Raw genomic sequence first — 16,988 nt, 5'->3', positions numbered from 1 at the left:
GATACGGGATGAAATTGAAGCGCTTCACCACCCAACTGGTGGCCGCTGGTCTGATTGCCCTGCCGCTGATGGCCCATGCCGCCGGCCTCGGCAAGCTGTCGATTACTTCGGCGCTGGGCCAGCCGCTGGCGGCTGAAATCGAGCTGTTCGCCGCCGACAAGGCCGAACTCGACAGCCTGTCGGCCAATCTCGCCTCCGACCAGGCGTTCCGCGATGCGCGCGTCGAATACGCCCCGGTGTTGTCCTCCCTGCGCTTCTCGGTCGTTAAAAAGCCTGACGGCCGGGCCGTGCTGAAAGTGACCTCCAACCGTCCGGTGAACGATCCCTTCATCGACATGCTGATCGAGCTGAACTGGGCTTCAGGCCGGCTGGTTCGCGAATACACCGTCCTGCTCGATCCGCCTGGCATGGGTGGCCCGCAGGTCGTGGCCCCGGTTGCGGTTGCGCCGACGACCCCGGCCCCCGCCGCCAGGCCCGCGCCCGCACCTGCCCCCACGCCCGCCCCCGCACCGGCTGTGACTGCTGCGCCGACACCGGCCGCGGCCAAGCCCGCGCCGACACCGGCCCCCACCCCGGCCCCGCAGGCCGCGACGCCGGACAGCGTGGCCGTCAAGCGCGGCGATACCCTGTCGGGCATCGCCAGCCGGGTGCGACCTGCCGGCGTCAGTCTGGAGCAGACCCTGCTCGGGCTCTATCGCGAGAACGCCCAGGCCTTCGACGGCAACATGAACCGCCTGAAGGCAGGAAAAACGCTCAGTGTCCCCTCCGCCGAGGCGGTGGCGGCCATTCCGCAACAGGAAGCTGTGCGGGAAGTCCGCTTGCAGTCCGAAGACTGGCGCGCCTACCGGCAGAAGCTGGCTGCCGCGGTCAGCGCCGCACCTGAGGCCGAGGCTGCACCGGGCCAGGCCGCCAGCGGCAAGGTCACGCCCAAAGTGGAAGATCGCGCCAAGCCGGCACCCGAGGCCCAGCAGGATGTGCTGAAGCTGTCCAAGGCCACGCCGCCGTCTGCCGCTGCGGCGGCCAAGGCGGACGAGGCCCGTGTGCTGCAGGAAAAACTGCGTGCCCAGGAAGAAGACGCGACCGCGCGCGAAAAGGCGCTGAGTGAATCCGGCCAGCGTGTGGCCATGCTGGAAAAACAGGTTCAGGATCTGCAGAAACTGGCGGACATGAAGGAACAGGCGCAAAATGGCGAAGCTGCGCCGCCAGTGCCGGCCCCGGCGGAAGCTGCGCCCGAGCCTGCTGTGGCCGAGCCTGCACCCAAGCCGCCCACCCCGGCGCCGGTCGTGGCTGCACCGCCGGCCGCGCCCACTTCCACTGACAACTGGTATGACCCGCTGCTGGCCAATCCGATGTACTGGGGCGGCGGTCTGGCCGCGCTCGGTCTCGGCGGCGTGCTGTGGTGGATGATGGCCGGCGGCGGCCGTCGCCGCAAGACGCTCGGCACCTCGCTGGAAGACAGCATCATGACCGGCGGCGACATCCAGCCCAACACGGTGATCGGCGCCGCCTCGGGGGGCAGCGTCAATACCGGCGACACATCCTTCCTCACCGACTTCAGCCAGGCCGGTCTCGGTACCATCGACACCCACGACGTCGACCCGATTGCCGAAGCCGAGGTCTACATGGCCTATGGCCGCGACGCTCAGGCGGAGGAAATTCTCAAGGAAGCCATCGGCAAGAACCCGGACCGCCCTGAAATCCGCGTCAAGTTGCTGGAAATCTATGCGGCCCGCCACAACCCCGTCGCGTTCGAGGCGGTGGCCGGCGAACTCTATGCCGCGCTCGGCAGCAAATCGAGCCCGCTGTGGGACAAGGCCTGCGAGATGGGCCGTGCGATCGACCCGACCAACCCCCTGTACGGCGGCGTGCAGTCCGACGACGCGCCGGTCACCGCTACGCCCTTGGCGGCCATTGCCGGGACCGCCGCCATCGCGGGCGGCGCGGTGGCGTTCGATACCCAGATGGCTGAACCTGAGCCTAAGTCCGAGCCTGAGCCTGTTGACACGCGTGCGCCGCTCGAATTCGAAACGGCCGCTCCTGCTCTCAATTTCGATGCGGGCAGCGAGCCTGCTGCCGCACCCGAATCGGGCTATGTCGAAATGGATACCCAGGGCCTCAATTTCGACCTGCCGGATCTGGATCTGCCGGCGCCGGACGATGCGTCGAAATTCGATCTCGACCTGGATACGGGCGACGATGCCGATGGGAAATTCGATTTCGGCGCGCTCGACCTCGATCTGGGCGAGTCGGGCGACAGCGACGATCTGGAGCTCGACGAAGTCGGCACCAAACTCGACCTCGCGCGCGCCTATGTGGAAATGGGCGACAAGGAAGGTGCCCGTGAAATCCTCAACGAAGTGCTGGCCGAGGGCAGCGACCGGCAGCAGGCCGACGCGAAGGACATGCTGAGCACGCTTGGCTAGTGTTCGCCCTGGTGGGCTGCACCCGGCCGCCCGCATCCTGTTGTGGTGCGGGTGGGCGGTGACGGTGGAACGCGCCGCGCAGACCCCGCTGATCTTTCTGGCCGTCGCCGCTGCGACGGCCTTTCTGTTTGCACCGGTCCGCCTGCAGTTGCTGCGTCTGTTGCGGCGTACCCGCTGGCTGCTGCTGGTGTTGCTGCTGACCTATGCCTATCTGCTGCCTGGGACGGCATGGTGGCCGGCGCTGGGCTGGGCCAGCCCGGCGCTGGAAGGCGTGCAGCAGGGCGTGCTGCGCGTCGGGCGGCTGGCGCTGATGCTGGCCGGTCTGGCGCTGCTGCTGGCCAGCACAAGCCGCCCGCGTCTGATTTACGGCCTCTATGTCCTGGCCTGGCCGCTGACCTGGCTGGGCTTCGACCGTCGCGCCTTCGCCGTGCGTCTGGGCCTGACGCTCGACTATGTCGAACGCGCGCCCAAACCAGCCAACTGGCTGGATGCGCTGCGCGTACCGTTGCCCGACGAGGGAACGCCGACCACATACACCCTCGAAGCCGAACGCTGGCAAAGCCGCGACAGCGCCGTCATACTCGTGGGCCTGTTTGGGATGGTGATCGGGTTGGCATGAGAGTCGTACTGGGTCTGGAATATTGCGGCGTCGGTTTTTGCGGCTGGCAGTCGCAACCGCAGCGCTGCGGCGTGCAGGACGCGCTGGAAGCCGCGGTCTCAACGATCGCCGGCGTGAAAACCGCGGTCACCGCGGCCGGTCGCACCGATACCGGCGTCCATGCGGCGTTCCAGGTGGCGCATTTCGATACCGATGCGCAGCGTCCGTTGACCGCCTGGGTGCGTGGCGTCAATAGCCACCTGCCGGCCGGCGTGGCGGTGCTGTGGGCGCGCGAAGTGGGCGAGGATTTCCACGCGCGTTTTGCCGCCACCCAGCGCGGCTACCGCTATGTGCTGCTGAATCATCCGGTGCGGCCCGGCATCAACCAGGGGGTGATCGGCTGGCACCATCGCCCGCTCGATATCGACGCAATGAACCGAGCGGCCGCCCACCTGATCGGACAACACGATTTTTCCGCGTTTCGTGCCGCCGAATGCCAGGCCAAGTCTCCCGTCAAGGAGTTGCGCCTGGCAGAGATCGAGCGGCGTGGCGATTACCTTTTATGCGACTTCCGCGCCGATGGCTTTTTGCATCACATGGTGCGTAACCTGATGGGTTGTCTGGTCCAGGTCGGCGCCGGCAGCCGGGCGCCGGAATGGGTGGGCGAGATCCTGCACGGTCGCGATCGCACGCTGGCTGCGCCCACCTTCGACGCTGCCGGGCTGTACCTCACCCATATCCGGTATCCTGCGCACTTTGCCCTGCCGGAAAGCTCTGAACGATGGCTGTTCGCGTAAAAATCTGCGGCATCACCCGGGTGCAGGATCTGCACGTCGCCTGCGATGCGGGGGCGGATGCGCTGGGTTTCGTGTTCTACGAAAAAAGCCCGCGCAATCTGTCGATCGAGGCCGCTGCCGAACTGGTGCGTACGCTGCCGCCCTTCGTTCAGAGCGTGGGACTGTTCGTCAACGCCGATGCTGCGTTCATCCGGCGTGTGCTCGATGCCGTCCCGCTCGACCTGCTGCAGTTTCACGGCGACGAGTCGCCCGCCGACTGCGCGCGCCATGGCCGGCCCTACATCAAGGCCATTCGCGTCACGGCCGACACGGATTTGCTAAAATGCGCGGCTGATTTCGAAACCGCGCGCGGCCTGTTGCTCGACGCCTACGTTCCCGGCGTGCCGGGCGGCACCGGCGAAAGCTTCGACTGGAAGCTGATTCCGTCCAATCTGCCGAAACCGATCGTGCTGTCGGGCGGTCTCACCCCGGTCAATGTCGCCGCCGCCGTCCAGCAGGTGCGTCCGTGGGCGGTGGATGTGTCCAGCGGCGTTGAGGCAGCGATGCAATTAAATGGGGCGGCAGTCGCCGCCAAGGGCATCAAGGACGCGCACAAGATTGCGCAATTCATTGCGAAGGCAAAGGCAACATGAAGCTCACCGATCTACCCGATTCACGCGGCCACTTCGGTCCCTATGGCGGTATTTTCGTCGCCGAAACCCTGATGGCCGCGCTGGAAGAACTGCGTGTCGAATATGAAAAGGCGCGCAACGATCCCGCCTTCCTGGCCGAGTTCGAATATGAGTTGAAGCACTACGTCGGCCGTCCCAGCCCGGTGTACCACGCCAAACGTTTGTCCGAGGCCTATGGCGGCGCGCAGATTTACCTGAAGCGCGAAGATCTCAACCACACTGGCGCGCACAAGATCAACAACACCATCGGCCAGGCGCTGCTGGCGCGACGCATGGGCAAGAAGCGCGTTATCGCCGAAACCGGCGCCGGCCAGCATGGCGTCGCCTCGGCCACGGTCGCTGCGCGCTACGGCATGGAATGCGTGGTCTACATGGGCGCCGAAGACGTCGCGCGGCAGTCGCCCAACGTCTTCCGCATGAAGCTCCTGGGCGCCACCGTGGTGCCGGTGTCGTCGGGCTCCAAAACGCTGAAGGATGCGCTGAACGAGGCGATGCGCGACTGGGTCACCAACGTCGAGTCGACGTTCTACATCCTCGGCACCGCTGCCGGCCCGCACCCGTACCCGATGCTGGTGCGCGACTTCCAGTGCGTGATCGGCCGCGAATGCATCGTGCAGATGCCCGAATTGACCGGGCGGCAACCTGATTGTGTGGTCGCCTGCGTCGGCGGCGGCTCCAATGCCATCGGCATTTTTCATCCCTATATTCCCTATGAGGACGTGCGCCTGATCGGCGTCGAGGCCGGCGGCTCCGGGATCGCGTCCGGCAAGCACGCGGCGCCGCTGTCGGCCGGCACTCCGGGCGTGCTGCACGGTTTCCGCAGCTACCTGATGCAGGACGACAACGGCCAGATCATCGAGACCCACTCGGTCTCCGCCGGCCTCGACTATCCCGGCGTCGGGCCCGAGCACAGCTGGCTCAAGGATGCCGGCCGCGCCGAATACGTCGCGATCGACGACGACGAGGCGATGGCCGCCTTCCACGACCTGTGCAGGTACGAGGGTATCATCCCCGCGCTCGAATCCAGCCATGCCGTTGCGCATGCGAAGAAACTGGCGCCGACCCTGGGCAAGGACAAAATCATCCTGGTGAATCTTTCCGGGCGTGGCGACAAGGACATCAACACCGTGGCCAAGGTGGCGGGCATCACGCTGTAGACCCGACCCCGGCCAATTGAAGCGCATTTTTCAGAAGAACAAACCATGAGCCGCATCGGCGAGACCTTTACCGCGCTGAAAGCGCAAAACAAGAAAGCCCTGATTACCTTCATCACCGCCGGCGACCCCGGCAAGGGCCTGACCGTGCCGATGATGCACGTGCTGGTAGAAGCCGGTGCCGACATCATCGAGCTGGGGGTGCCGTTTTCCGATCCGATGGCCGACGGCCCGGTGATCCAGCGCGCTTCCGAGCGTGCCCTGGCCAACAAGGTCGGGCTGAAAGACGTGCTGGCGATGACGGCGGAATTCCGCAAGAGCAACACCACCACGCCGGTGGTGCTGATGGGCTATGCCAATCCGGTCGAGCACATGGGCTATGAAACCTTTGCGAAGGCAGCAAAAGCGGCAGGGGTGGACGGCGTGCTGACGGTGGACATTCCGCCGGAAGAGTCGGCTGGCGTGTCCGACGTGTTCAAGGCGCATGGCATCGACCCCGTGTTCCTGCTGTCGCCGACCACGCCCGAAGCGCGCGTGGAGCAGGTGGCGGCGGCGGCGGGCGGTTTCATCTATTACGTCTCGCTGAAGGGCGTGACGGGTTCGGCCAACCTCGACACCGAGGAGGTCGCGCGAAAACTGGAGATGGTGCGCAGGCATTGCAGCCTGCCGGTCGGCGTCGGCTTCGGCATCCGCGACGCGGCGACCGCCGAGGCCGTGGCGCGGATTGCCGACGCCGTGGTGGTGGGCAGCCGCATCGTGAACGAGATCGAGACCGCGCCGGAAGGCGAGTGCAGCAACCGCGTCCGGCATCTGGTGGCCGAGTTACGGCGCGGTGTCGACGCTGCATCCAAATAATCGGAGAAAAGCATGAGCTGGTTCCAGAAAATCCTGCCCCCCAAAATCAAGCGCCGGGTTGAGGCGCGCAAATCGATGCCGGAAGGCCTGTGGTCCAAGTGCCCGGCGTGCAACGAGGTGCTGTACCGCGCCGACCTCGAGAGCAATCTCGAGGTGTGCCCCAAGTGCGGTCACCATCACCGCATCGGCGCCCGCGCGCGGCTGGCCATGCTGCTGGATGCCGAAGGGCAGCACGAGATCGGCGCCCATGTCACCCCGCTCGATCCGCTGAAATTCAAGGACGGCAAGAAGTATCCCGACCGTCTTAAGGACGCCCAGGCCGGCACCTCGGAAACCGACGCGCTGGTGGTGCTGGGCGGCAGCGTCAAGGCGGTGCCGGTGGTGGCGGCGGCGTTCGAGTTCAAGTTCATGGGCGGATCGATGGGTTCCGTGGTGGGCGAGCGCTTCGTCCAGGGCGTGGAAGCGGCGATCGAGTCGAATTCGGCCTTCGTCTGCTTTTCCGCCAGCGGCGGTGCGCGGATGCAGGAAGGCCTGTTTTCGTTGATGCAGATGGCCAAGACATCGGCCGCGCTGACGCAGCTGTCGCGCCATCATCTGCCCTTCATCTCGGTGCTGACCGACCCCACCATGGGCGGCGTGTCGGCGAGCTTCGCCATGCTGGGCGACCTGATCATCGCCGAGCCCAACGCACTGATCGGCTTTGCCGGGCCGCGCGTGATCGAGCAGACGGTGCGCGAGACACTGCCGGAAGGCTTCCAGCGCGCCGAATTCCTGCAGGAGAAGGGCGCCATCGACCGCATCATCGACCGCCGCCAGATGCGCGACGAACTGGCGACCACGCTGTCGATGATGATGGGCCGCCCCGCGCTTGCCGCCTAGCGCGTGGGTGTAAATCCGGGCCTTTCGCTGGCCGACTGGCTGGCGCGGCTGGAGCAGCTGCACCCCAGCGTGATCGAACTCGGCCTCGATCGGGTGCGCCAGGTCAAGGATGCACTCGGGCTGGCGCCGGCGTTCCCGCTCCTGATCGTCGGCGGCACCAATGGCAAGGGCTCCACCTGCGCCTATCTGGAAGCGATCCTCAGCGCGGCCGGCTACAAGACCGGCCTCTACACCTCGCCGCACCTGCTGCGCTACAACGAACGCGTGCGCATCGCCGGCGCGGAAGCGAGCGACGCCGAACTGGTCGCCGCGTTTGAAAAAATCGACGCCGCGCGCGGCGACATTTCGCTGACCTATTTTGAGTTCGGCACGCTGGGCGCAATGCTGCAGTTCGTCGACGCCGGCGTCGACGTCGCCATCCTCGAAGTGGGTCTGGGCGGGCGGCTCGACGCGGTCAACGTGTTCGACGCCGACGCCGCGATCGTCACCAGCGTCGACCTCGACCACATGGACTATCTGGGCGACACCCGCGAGCTGATCGGCTTCGAGAAGGCCGGCATCTACCGTGTCGGCCGCCCGGCCCTCTGCGCCGACCCCGATCCGCCCGCCAGCCTGCTGGCGCATGCCCGCGACATCTGTGCAGACCTGCGCTGTTTCGGACTGGATTTCTCCGTTGAACAGATGGGCGATCGCTGGTCCTTCCACGGCCGCGCAAGCCACTGGCCCAAGCTGCCGCTGCCCGCCATGGCGGGCGCCATCCAGTTGCGCAACGCGGCCGGCGCGCTGGCCGTGCTGGACGCGGTGCGTGAGCGCCTGCCGGTGAGCGAGGTGGCGATCCAGCAGGGGCTTGCGGCGGTGCGGTTGCCGGGGCGCTTCCAGCGCATCGCGCAGGCGCCGGAGATCATCGTCGATGTGGCGCACAACCCGGAAGCGGCGCGCGCGCTGGCGGCCACCCTGCGTGCGCAGCCGGCGGCGGGACGTACGCTGGCGGTGGTGGGCATGCTGGCCGACAAGGACGCGGCGGGGGTGCTGGCGGCCCTGGCCGGCGAGATCGATGCGTGGTGGACCTGCACCCCGGCGACGCCGCGCGCCTGCGATGCCGCGGCGCTGGCCGCGGTCCTGCACGAGGTGGCGGGGGCAGCGCCGGTCCGGGTGCAGCCGGATGTCGACACGGCGCTGGCCGAGGCGCGGGGCGCGGCGCGTGAAGGTGATAGAATTCTCGTCTTCGGTTCGTTCTACACCGTTGCCGCCGTCCTCGACCATGCCGCCACCCAGCAGTGAACATGACCTCAAACGCCTCGCGCGGCGTCGCCTGATTGGCGCGGTGGCGCTGACGCTGCTTGCCGTGATCGTGCTGCCGCTGCTGCTGGAAGATGAGCCGCCGCCAGCCAGCGATCTGGCCGTGCGCATGGCCGCCATGCCGGCGCCAGCGCCCGCCACGGAACCACCGCCGCCCAAACCGGTTAGCGTATCCGAGGCGCCTGTCCAACCTGCTCCGGAGCCTGTCAAGCCCGAGCCGGTGACCAAAGCCGAACCCGCCGCAGCGCCGCCGGCCAAGCCCGAGCCGGCCAAAGCCGAACCGCCCAGGCCGGCGCCAGTCAAATCCGAACCGACGCCGCCGGCGCCCAAGCCTGCGCCTGACAAGCCCGCAGCCAAACCGGCTGCCGAGCCCTATGTGGTGCAGTTGGCCGCGCTGTCCGACGCCGCCAAGGCCGAGGCGCTCAAGGCGCGCGCTGCGGCCGTGGGCCTGCCGGCCTACACCGATACACTGGGCAAGCTGACGCGCGTGCGCGTCGGGCCGTTTGCAACGCGCGAGGCGGCGGTGGCGGCGGCCGTGAAACTGGCCGAGAACGGCATGACAACCGCCCAGGTTGTCGCGAAGTGAGCCTGCTCGACCTGATCATCGTGCTGCTGCTGTTGCTCACGCTGGTGCGGGGTCTGATGCAGGGCATGGTCAATGCGCTGTTCGCGCTGGCGGCCTGGGTGCTGGCGTTCATGCTGGGCAAGTGGGGCGCGCTGTGGGTGGCGCCGCTGCTGCCGGTCGCGGTGGAAAACCCGGCGATCCGCTATTTTGGCGGCTTCACCGCGGTTTTTCTGGTGGTGCTGATTGGTGTGCTGTTGCTCGGCCATCTGCTGGCCACGCTGGTCAAGGCGGTCGGACTGGGCGGCGTCGACAGGATGCTCGGCGGGGTGATGGGCCTGGCCAAGGGCGTGGTCATTCTGGTCGGGCTGACGCTGGCCGCCGGCCTGACCTCGCTGCCGCGCACCGATTTCTGGAAGCAGGCCGCGCTGTCGGGCAGCCTGCAGGCCATGGCGCTGCGCACCTTGCCGCTGCTGCCGGCCGACGTGGCGAAGCATGTTCGTTTTGAATAATTTTATGGATGGGTGCACAGCATGTGCGGGGTAATCGGCGTTGTTTCCAATTCGGCAGCCAATCAGCTTCTATATGACGGGCTGATGGTGCTGCAGCATCGCGGCCAGGACGCGGCCGGCATCGTGACGGCCGAAGAGAGCCGCTTCCACATGCACAAGGGACAGGGTCTCGCGCGCGACGTCTTTCGCACCCGCGACATGCGCAACCTGCTCGGCGACATGGGCGTGGCGCACGTGCGTTATCCCACCGCCGGCAGCGCCTCGTCGTCGGCCGAATCGCAGCCCTTCTACGTGAACTCGCCGTACGGCATCGTGCTCGGCCACAACGGCAACCTGACCAATACCCACGAACTGAAGGAATCGCTGTTCCGCGCCGACCTGCGTCACGTCAACACCAACTCGGATTCCGAAGTGCTGCTGAACGTGCTGGCGCACGAACTGCAGGTACGTGCCTCGGGGCGGCAGCTGAATCTGGACACGATCTTCGGCGCCGTCGCTGGCGTGCATGCGCGCTGTAAGGGCGCGTACGCGGTCACGGCCTTCATCGCCGGCTATGGCCTGCTGGCTTTCCGCGATCCGTACGGCATCCGGCCGCTGGTGATCGGCGTCAACGACCAGGTCGTGCCGCACGAATACATCATCGCCTCGGAAAGCGTGGCGATCGATACGCTGGGCTTCCGTCTGCTGCGCGATGTGGCGCCGGGCGAAGCGGTGTTCATCGATTACGAGCGCAAGCTGCACAGCCGCCAGTGCAGCGACAAGTCCGCGCTCAATCCCTGCATCTTCGAATATGTTTATCTCGCACGTCCTGATTCGGTGATGGACGGCGTCTCGGTCTACAGCACGCGCCTCGCGATGGGCGTGTCGCTGGCCGAAAAGATCAAGCGCGAGTTCGCCCACCTGAAGATCGACGTGGTGATCCCGATTCCCGACACCAGCCGGCCTTCCGCGCTGCAGCTGGCGAATCACCTCAACGTGCCGTACCGCGAAGGTTTCATCAAGAACCGCTACATCGGCCGCACGTTCATCATGCCGGGCCAGGCGCTGCGCAAGAAATCGGTGCGGCAGAAGCTCAATGCCATCGCCGAGGAATTCAAGGGCCGCAATGTGCTGCTGGTCGACGACTCGATCGTGCGCGGCACCACCAGCCGCGAGATCGTGCAGATGGCGCGCGACGCCGGCGCGGCGAATGTGTACTTCGCCTCGGCCTCGCCGCCGGTGCGCTATTCCAACGTGTACGGCATCGACATGCCGACGCGCAACGAGCTGATCGCCAACGGCCGCACCGACGAGGACATCGCACGCGAGATTGGCTGCGATGCCATGATCTACCAGGACCTCGACGCCATGGTGGAGGTGGTGCGGGCGGGCAATCCGGCGATTCTCGACTTTGACACCTCGTGCTTCGACGGCCGCTACATCACCGGCGACGTCACGCCGGAGTATCTGAATTACGTCGAGGCCGTGCGCAATGGCGAAACCCCGCCGCCGTCGGCGCTGTCGACCCAGCAGCTCGACCTCAACCTGGCAACGAACAACGGTTGACCCCGTTGGGCGCCGGGCGTAAATTCAAACCTGTAAATGCACTAGGCGCCGATTTGAACCTCAGCTTGCGGGCGCCCAAGAAATTCGGCTAAAGCGTTTGCAGGCCGTTGAAGGATTTTCCGGGAGCCGCGTTTGCCCGAGAAAGGCCTGGATGCAAGGCGCGGGCCGAAGGTCGTGGTCATTCCACGATGCCGAGGCCCGCAACGCCGCAGACGGGCCTTTCCCGGGCAAACCCAAAGGGACGGGGCTTTCCGGGCGGCTCGCTTCGTTGCGCCGCTTGCGAAGGGGAGACCCTTCGCATCGCGACGCGCCCCGCGATCCATCCCGGAAAGCCCGCGTCGCGGCCCCGGAAAGTCCTTCAACGGCCTGCTTGGGAAACCCCGAATTGCGCACGCTGTTCGGGGTTTTTTATTTTGGAGCTGAAATGAGCCACGACGAATACGACATCGAGACGCTGGGCGTTCGCGCCGGCACGGTGCGCAGCCAGTTCAACGAACACTCGGAGGCGCTGTTCCTGACCTCCAGCTTCGTTTTCAAGAACGCGGCCGAAGCCGCCGCGCGCTTCAAGGGCGAACAGCCCGGCCCGATCTACGCCCGCTTCACCAACCCCACCGTCCAGATGATGGAAGCGCGGCTGGCCGCGCTGGAAGGCGCCGAGCGCTGCGTGGCATTTTCGTCCGGCATGGCGGCGATTCTGGCCACCGTGATGGGCCTGATGAAGGCGGGCGAGCATGTGGTCGCCTCGCGATCGATTTTCGGCTCCACGGTACAGTTGTTCTCCAACATCCTCGGTCGCTTCGGCGTCGAGACCACCTACGTCTCGCCGACCGATCCGGCAGAGTGGCGCGCGGCGGTGAAGCCGAACACCAAATTATTCTTCGTCGAGTCGCCGTCGAATCCGCTGACCGAAGTGAGCGACATCCGTGCACTGGCAGATATTGCGCACGAAGCCGGCGCCTGGCTCGCAGTCGACAACTGCTTCTGTTCGCCCGCGCTACAAAAGCCGCTCGAACTCGGCGCCGACATCATCATCCATTCCGCCACCAAGTATCTCGACGGCCAGGGCAGGGTGCTCGGCGGCGCGGTGCTCGGTAGCCAGGCCCTGATGGAAGGCGTCTACACCTTTTTGCGTACCGCCGGGCCGACGCTGTCGGCGTTCAACGCCTGGGTGATCCTGAAAGGCATGGAGACGCTCGCGCTGCGCATGGAGGCGCATTCGCGCAACGCGCTGGCGCTGGCGCAATGGCTGGAAGCGCAGCCGCAGGTCGCGCGCGTGCTGTATCCCGGCCTGCCGTCGCATCCGCAGCATAAGTTGGCGATGGCGCAGCAGAAGACCGGCGGCGGTATTGTCGCGTTCGAACTGAAGGGCGGCCAGGCGGCGGCATGGAAACTGATCGACGCGACCAAGCTGCTGTCGATCACCGCCAACCTGGGCGACACCAAGTCCACCATCACCCATCCGGCGTCCACCACGCACAGCCGGATGACGGCGGAACAGCGTGCGGCGGCCGGCATCGGCGACGGCCTGGTGCGCATCGCCGTGGGGCTGGAATCGGTGGCCGATATTCAGGCGGATCTGCAACGGGGACTGGCAGCATGAGGCTGTGGGCGATGCTGTGCGTGTTCGCCGTGGGTGCGGCCCATGCCGCCGACATGACGGCCGTGCGCTATGTCGATCAGGACCCGGGCGATCCACCCTATCTGACGCGCATCCTGCTGACGCCGGACTTCATGCGGCTGGACGACGGTAACGACGACGGCGACTTCATCCTGCTCGACCGGGGCCAGCAAAAAGTTATCAACGTGATGCGCGGCAACCAGCAGGCGATGGTGTTCAGCGCTGGCAAGCTGCCGCCCCGGCCGGCCGGCTGGAAACCCGTTCTGGATGTGCAGGCCGGCGCGCCCGGCACCCAGCGTTTCAGGCTGACGGTGAAGGGCGTGGTGTGCAATGAAGGGGTGGCGGCAGCGCGTGCCGCGCCGGAAGCAGCGCGCGCGATGGCCGAACTGAAATCCATTCTGGCCCCGATGCAATACCGCGTGTGGCAGGATACGCCGGCCGAACTCCAGCACGACTGCGATCTGGCGAATCAGGTGTGGGAGTCGGGCACCACGCTGAAACTCGGCCTGCCGCTGGAGGAACGCGAGTTCACCGGGCGCACGCGGCAGTTCGAAAGCGAATCGAAGCAGCCGCTGCGGCCGGAATTGTTTCGGGTGCCGGACAGCATGCCGCGGGTTGACGCGCCGTCATAAATCCTCGGTCTTGAGCGTACAGCCCGCGGCGTCGCACACCACGTAGCCCCAGCGGGCATACCAGTCCGGCAGCACCCAGCGTTCGCAATTGTGGCCGTCGACGGCATGGACATGCTGCGCCGGCCGGTGGGTGTGCCCATGAATCAAGCGGCCGACCTGGTATTCGCGCAGCACACGTACCACTTCATCGGCATTCACATCCATGATCTCCGATGGCTTGGCGGCCTTGGCAGATTCGCTGCTGGCGCGCGCCTGACGCGCAAGGCGGCGGCGCAGGGCGTAGGGCAGTCGCCGCAGCATCGACAGGGTCAGCGGGTGCCGCGCGCGGCGGCGAAAGGCCTGGTAGGCCGTGTCATCGGTGCACAGGGTGTCGCCATGCATCAGCAGCGTCGGTACGCCATAGAGGTCGATGCGCACCGGATCGGCGAGCAGCGTCATGCCCGACAGGGCGGCATACCGCTGCGCCAGCATGAAATCGCGGTTGCCGTGCATGAAATACACTGGGGTGCCGGCATTGGTCAGTAGCTTGAGGGCGCGCGCGGTTTCATGCGCCACCTGCTCGTCGTGGTCGTCGCCGATCCAGGCCTCGAACAGGTCGCCCAGAATGTAGAGCGCATCCGTGCCAGCGACGTCTTCCAGCAGAAAGCGAAAAAAACGCCCGGTGGCGACCGGGCGTTCGTCCGTCAGATGCAGGTCGGCGACAAAATAGGTGCGCCCCGTTTTGTCCGACGCGATCAGGCTCACGGGCCTTTAGACGATTTCCGCCTTGGTGATGATGACGTCTTCCATCGGCACGTCCTGGTGCCCGGCGCGGTTGCCGGTCTTCACCTTCTTGATCGCATCGACGACCTCGGTGCCTTCGACCACCTTGCCGAACACGGCGTAGCCGTAGCCCTGCGGCGTGGGCGCGGTGAAGTTGAGGAAGCTGTTGTTGGCGATGTTGATGAAGAACTGCGCGGTGGCCGAATTGGGGTTGGGCGTGCGTGCCATGGCGACGGTGTAGGCCTCGTTCTTCAGCCCGTTGCCGGCTTCGTTCTCGATCGCCTCACGGGTGGGCTTCTGCGTCATGCCGGGTTCGAAGCCGCCGCCCTGGATCATGAAGCCGTCAATCACGCGGTGAAAAATCGTGCCGTCGAAAAAACCGTCGCGCACGTACTGCAGAAAGTTTTCCACTGTCTTGGGGGCTTTTTCGGCGTCGAGTTCGAGGGTGATGATGCCGTGATTGGTGTGCAGCTTGACCATGTATGCGGAGTCCTAAAGAGAGGTTTCGTGGATGATTTTCCAGCGACCGTTCTCGCGGCTCCAGAACTGGCGCTTGGCGGTGCGGTCGCTGAGGTTGTTGCTCTGGTAGTTCTGCACAAAGCTCACCAGCGCAAAATCCGGGCGCTCCGGGTAGAGCATCAGGCTGACGTTGTCGAGCCCGACCTTGATCCAGGATTTGGCGGCGTTGACCTTGTGCTTGTTGGCGGCAAAGGCCGGTAGGGGTTGCGCGCCGGCGCGAAACGACGCGCTGTAGTGATCGAGCAGGCGCGAGACATCGCGGCTTTCCCAGTCCTGCCGCCACTGATCGATGGCAGCGGACAGGTCGTTGCGGCGTGCATTGATCACGTCGTGGGCGACCCATTCGACCTGCTCGGCAATGACGACCGGCGTGTTGCCGATTTCGATGTACTGGCCAAGCCGTTTCAGGTCGTCGTTCGCCAGCACCACGCAGCCTTCGCTGGCGCGCGGCGTACGGCTGTAGGTATTGCTCGGGCTGCCGTGTATCCAGATGCCGTGGCCGTTGCGGCCCTGACGCCTGTCCCATTCGTTGGGATAGGTCAAAGTGAAGGCGCCGCTGCCGTAAAAGTCGGTGAGCTCACGCGGCGACTTGAAGCTGGAAATCGAATAGATGCCGATCGGCGTGCGGTTGTCGCCTTCCTTCTGCTTGCCGGTGCCGGCCTTGCCAATGGTGATGTAGAAATCGGCCACCCGGATCGGCTGTCCGGCGCGGTTGGCGTAGACATACAGGCGCGAGCGGCTGGCGTCGACCACCAGCGCATGGCGGTACTGGTCCCCGAGCGTCAGCAGGTAGGCTGGCACCTTGTCATTGGGTAGCGGGTCGGTCAGGGCGCGCACCCGCTGACGGGCTTCGTCGCGCAGCTGCTCCAGGTCGGCATTGCGGGTGCCGCCGGTGTTGCCCAGCGTCTGCAGGGGCTGGGCGCGCGCCAGCAGCAGGTCACCCTTGATCAGCTGCGCCAGCCGGAAATTCGGGTGCTGCTGCGTGAGCAGATCGACCGCGGTGAGCGCCTCCGGCATCCGGCTTTGCGAAATCGCCAGCAGGCTGCTGGCCATCTGGCGGTCGGCGTCCATGGCGGCGGCGTTAAACGCAGGCGCGATCAGCAGCAGGGACAGGAAGGCGCGGAACATGGCTTATCGGGAAGTCTCGCCGACGATGCGCCAGGCGCCGCCCTGCAAGGCCAGCTTCAGCGTCTTGGTGACGGTGGAGGTGAGGCGGTCGGAACGGTAGGCCTGGCGGAAGCTGGCGCTGGCCGTATCACCCTGCTGCTCGATCTTGAGATCGCTGATTTGCACGTCGATCTCCTTCGGCGCGGTAATGCGGGCACGACGCTGGGCCTCCCAGCTGCTGCGCGTCATGCCGGCGGGCGCGTAATTGCCGGCGTAGGCGGCCAGGTAGGTATCGACGTCGCGCGCCGACCAGGCTTGCGCCCAGCGGGTGACCGCGGCTTCGATGCCCGCGTTCGCCGCTGCGGGCTGGGCGGCAGCCGGCGCGGCGACCGGTTTGGCCGCGACAACGGCGGGCTTGGGCGCGGCGGCGGCTACCGCAGTAGGCTTGGTGGCAGCGGCGGGGCGGGTGGCCGCGGGTTTGCGCGGCTGACCGCCGATCATGTCCTGGATCAGCGCCAGCTTGGTCTGCGCGGCGGCATTCTTGCTGTCGAGCGCCAGCGCCTTGTCATAGGCGAGCGACGCCATCTTGGCATAGAGGTCGCCCAGATTCTCGTGCGCGGTGGCGTAGCTGGGATGGGTGCGGATCGCCATTTCCAGCGCGTTCTTCGCGGCGTCAAACTTGCTTTGCGAGGCATACAGCACGGCCAGGTTGTTGTAGGGCTCGGGCAGCTCGGGATAGTCCTCGGTCAGCGCGGTGAACACGGTGATGGCATCGTTGGTCTTGCCCTGGTCGGCGAGAATCAGGCCCTTGAGAAAGCGTGCCTGGGCATCTTTCGGGTTTTTGACCAGATAGCGGTTGGCGCGGTCAAGGGCGCCCGCGAGGTCGCCCTTGCGGAACTGCTGGTTGATTTCCTGGACTTCATTGGCCAGTACCGGCGCGCTGACGAGAATGATGCAGGTGGCAACAGCGGCTAAGAAACGTGGCAGGGCCATGTGATATGCTCGAATCATCTTGGGGAAACAGGCATTCTAACAATTATCGACCCGGCTGAGAC

17 protein-coding genes are annotated in these 16,988 nt (G+C 65.9%); 13 read left to right on the top strand and 4 right to left on the bottom strand.

What is annotated here, in order from left to right:
• The first annotated feature begins 8 nt into the window (after window positions 1-8).
• From Q8R61_RS07475 to Q8R61_RS07415, 13 genes are all read left to right on the top strand, one after another.
• A complete protein-coding gene (locus Q8R61_RS07475) occupies window positions 9-2,423 on the top strand; it encodes a FimV/HubP family polar landmark protein (protein ID WP_305535817.1) in 2,415 nt (804 codons plus the stop codon).
• Window positions 2,416-3,042, top strand: coding sequence for a CbiQ family ECF transporter T component (locus Q8R61_RS07470; protein ID WP_305535816.1), 627 nt, complete (start codon window positions 2,416-2,418; stop codon window positions 3,040-3,042). Before Q8R61_RS07475 ends, Q8R61_RS07470 begins: the two co-directional genes overlap by 8 nt.
• Window positions 3,039-3,818 carry a tRNA pseudouridine(38-40) synthase TruA gene (truA, locus tag Q8R61_RS07465; protein WP_305535814.1) on the top strand — a complete coding sequence of 260 codons (780 nt, stop codon included), beginning with the start codon at window positions 3,039-3,041 and terminating at the stop codon, window positions 3,816-3,818. Before Q8R61_RS07470 ends, truA begins: the two co-directional genes overlap by 4 nt.
• On the top strand, window positions 3,803-4,450 hold the full coding sequence (locus Q8R61_RS07460; RefSeq protein WP_305535813.1) for a phosphoribosylanthranilate isomerase: 648 nt from the start codon (window positions 3,803-3,805) through the stop codon (window positions 4,448-4,450). The genes truA and Q8R61_RS07460 overlap by 16 nt, the downstream gene beginning before the upstream one ends.
• A complete protein-coding gene (trpB, locus tag Q8R61_RS07455) occupies window positions 4,447-5,646 on the top strand; it encodes a tryptophan synthase subunit beta (protein WP_305535812.1) in 1,200 nt (399 codons plus the stop codon). Before Q8R61_RS07460 ends, trpB begins: the two co-directional genes overlap by 4 nt.
• Window positions 5,647-5,691: 45 nt before the next feature.
• On the top strand, window positions 5,692-6,498 hold the full coding sequence (gene trpA / locus Q8R61_RS07450) for a tryptophan synthase subunit alpha (RefSeq protein WP_305535810.1): 807 nt from the start codon (window positions 5,692-5,694) through the stop codon (window positions 6,496-6,498).
• A gap of 12 nt (window positions 6,499-6,510) precedes the next feature.
• A complete protein-coding gene (gene accD / locus Q8R61_RS07445; RefSeq protein ID WP_305535808.1) occupies window positions 6,511-7,377 on the top strand; it encodes an acetyl-CoA carboxylase, carboxyltransferase subunit beta in 867 nt (288 codons plus the stop codon).
• Between the two features lie 3 nt (window positions 7,378-7,380).
• A complete protein-coding gene (folC, locus tag Q8R61_RS07440) occupies window positions 7,381-8,658 on the top strand; it encodes a bifunctional tetrahydrofolate synthase/dihydrofolate synthase (protein WP_305535806.1) in 1,278 nt (425 codons plus the stop codon).
• Window positions 8,639-9,262, top strand: a complete 624-nt coding sequence (locus Q8R61_RS07435) for an SPOR domain-containing protein (RefSeq protein ID WP_305535804.1) — start codon at window positions 8,639-8,641, stop codon at window positions 9,260-9,262. The genes folC and Q8R61_RS07435 overlap by 20 nt, the downstream gene beginning before the upstream one ends.
• Window positions 9,259-9,750, top strand: a complete 492-nt coding sequence (locus Q8R61_RS07430) for a CvpA family protein (RefSeq protein ID WP_305535802.1) — start codon at window positions 9,259-9,261, stop codon at window positions 9,748-9,750. The genes Q8R61_RS07435 and Q8R61_RS07430 overlap by 4 nt, the downstream gene beginning before the upstream one ends.
• Before the next feature lie 21 nt (window positions 9,751-9,771).
• A complete protein-coding gene (gene purF, locus Q8R61_RS07425; RefSeq protein ID WP_305535800.1) occupies window positions 9,772-11,295 on the top strand; it encodes an amidophosphoribosyltransferase in 1,524 nt (507 codons plus the stop codon).
• A 424-nt stretch (window positions 11,296-11,719) separates the two neighbouring features.
• Window positions 11,720-12,895 carry an O-succinylhomoserine sulfhydrylase gene (locus Q8R61_RS07420; RefSeq protein WP_305535798.1) on the top strand — a complete coding sequence of 392 codons (1,176 nt, stop codon included), beginning with the start codon at window positions 11,720-11,722 and terminating at the stop codon, window positions 12,893-12,895.
• Entirely contained in the window at window positions 12,892-13,545 is a 654-nt protein-coding gene (locus Q8R61_RS07415) for a hypothetical protein (RefSeq protein WP_305535796.1), read from the top strand. Before Q8R61_RS07420 ends, Q8R61_RS07415 begins: the two co-directional genes overlap by 4 nt.
• On the opposite strand, the gene Q8R61_RS07410 is transcribed toward Q8R61_RS07415, so the two are convergent.
• Genes Q8R61_RS07410 through Q8R61_RS07395 form a run of 4 tightly spaced genes read right to left on the bottom strand, consistent with a single transcriptional unit; the run spans window position 13,540 to window position 16,926 of the window.
• Window positions 13,540-14,289, bottom strand: coding sequence for a UDP-2,3-diacylglucosamine diphosphatase (locus tag Q8R61_RS07410; protein WP_305535794.1), 750 nt, complete (start codon window positions 14,287-14,289; stop codon window positions 13,540-13,542). The two genes, Q8R61_RS07415 and Q8R61_RS07410, sit on opposite strands and share 6 nt — an antisense overlap.
• 6 nt (window positions 14,290-14,295) lie before the next feature.
• Window positions 14,296-14,787, bottom strand: coding sequence for a peptidylprolyl isomerase (locus Q8R61_RS07405; protein WP_305535792.1), 492 nt, complete (start codon window positions 14,785-14,787; stop codon window positions 14,296-14,298).
• Between the two features lie 12 nt (window positions 14,788-14,799).
• Window positions 14,800-15,954: a murein L,D-transpeptidase family protein gene (locus tag Q8R61_RS07400; protein ID WP_305535790.1), complete on the bottom strand. Its 1,155-nt coding sequence runs from the start codon at window positions 15,952-15,954 to the stop codon at window positions 14,800-14,802.
• Window positions 15,955-15,957: 3 nt separating this feature from the next.
• Window positions 15,958-16,926, bottom strand: a complete 969-nt coding sequence (locus Q8R61_RS07395; protein WP_305535788.1) for a tetratricopeptide repeat protein — start codon at window positions 16,924-16,926, stop codon at window positions 15,958-15,960.
• Window positions 16,927-16,988 lie beyond the last annotated feature (62 nt).

Origin of the sequence: Thiobacillus sp. (assembly GCF_030696885.1) — a bacterium.
Taxonomy (GTDB): Bacteria; Pseudomonadota; Gammaproteobacteria; order Burkholderiales; family Thiobacillaceae; genus Thiobacillus.
This window is presented reverse-complemented; position numbering and strand designations above follow the sequence as displayed.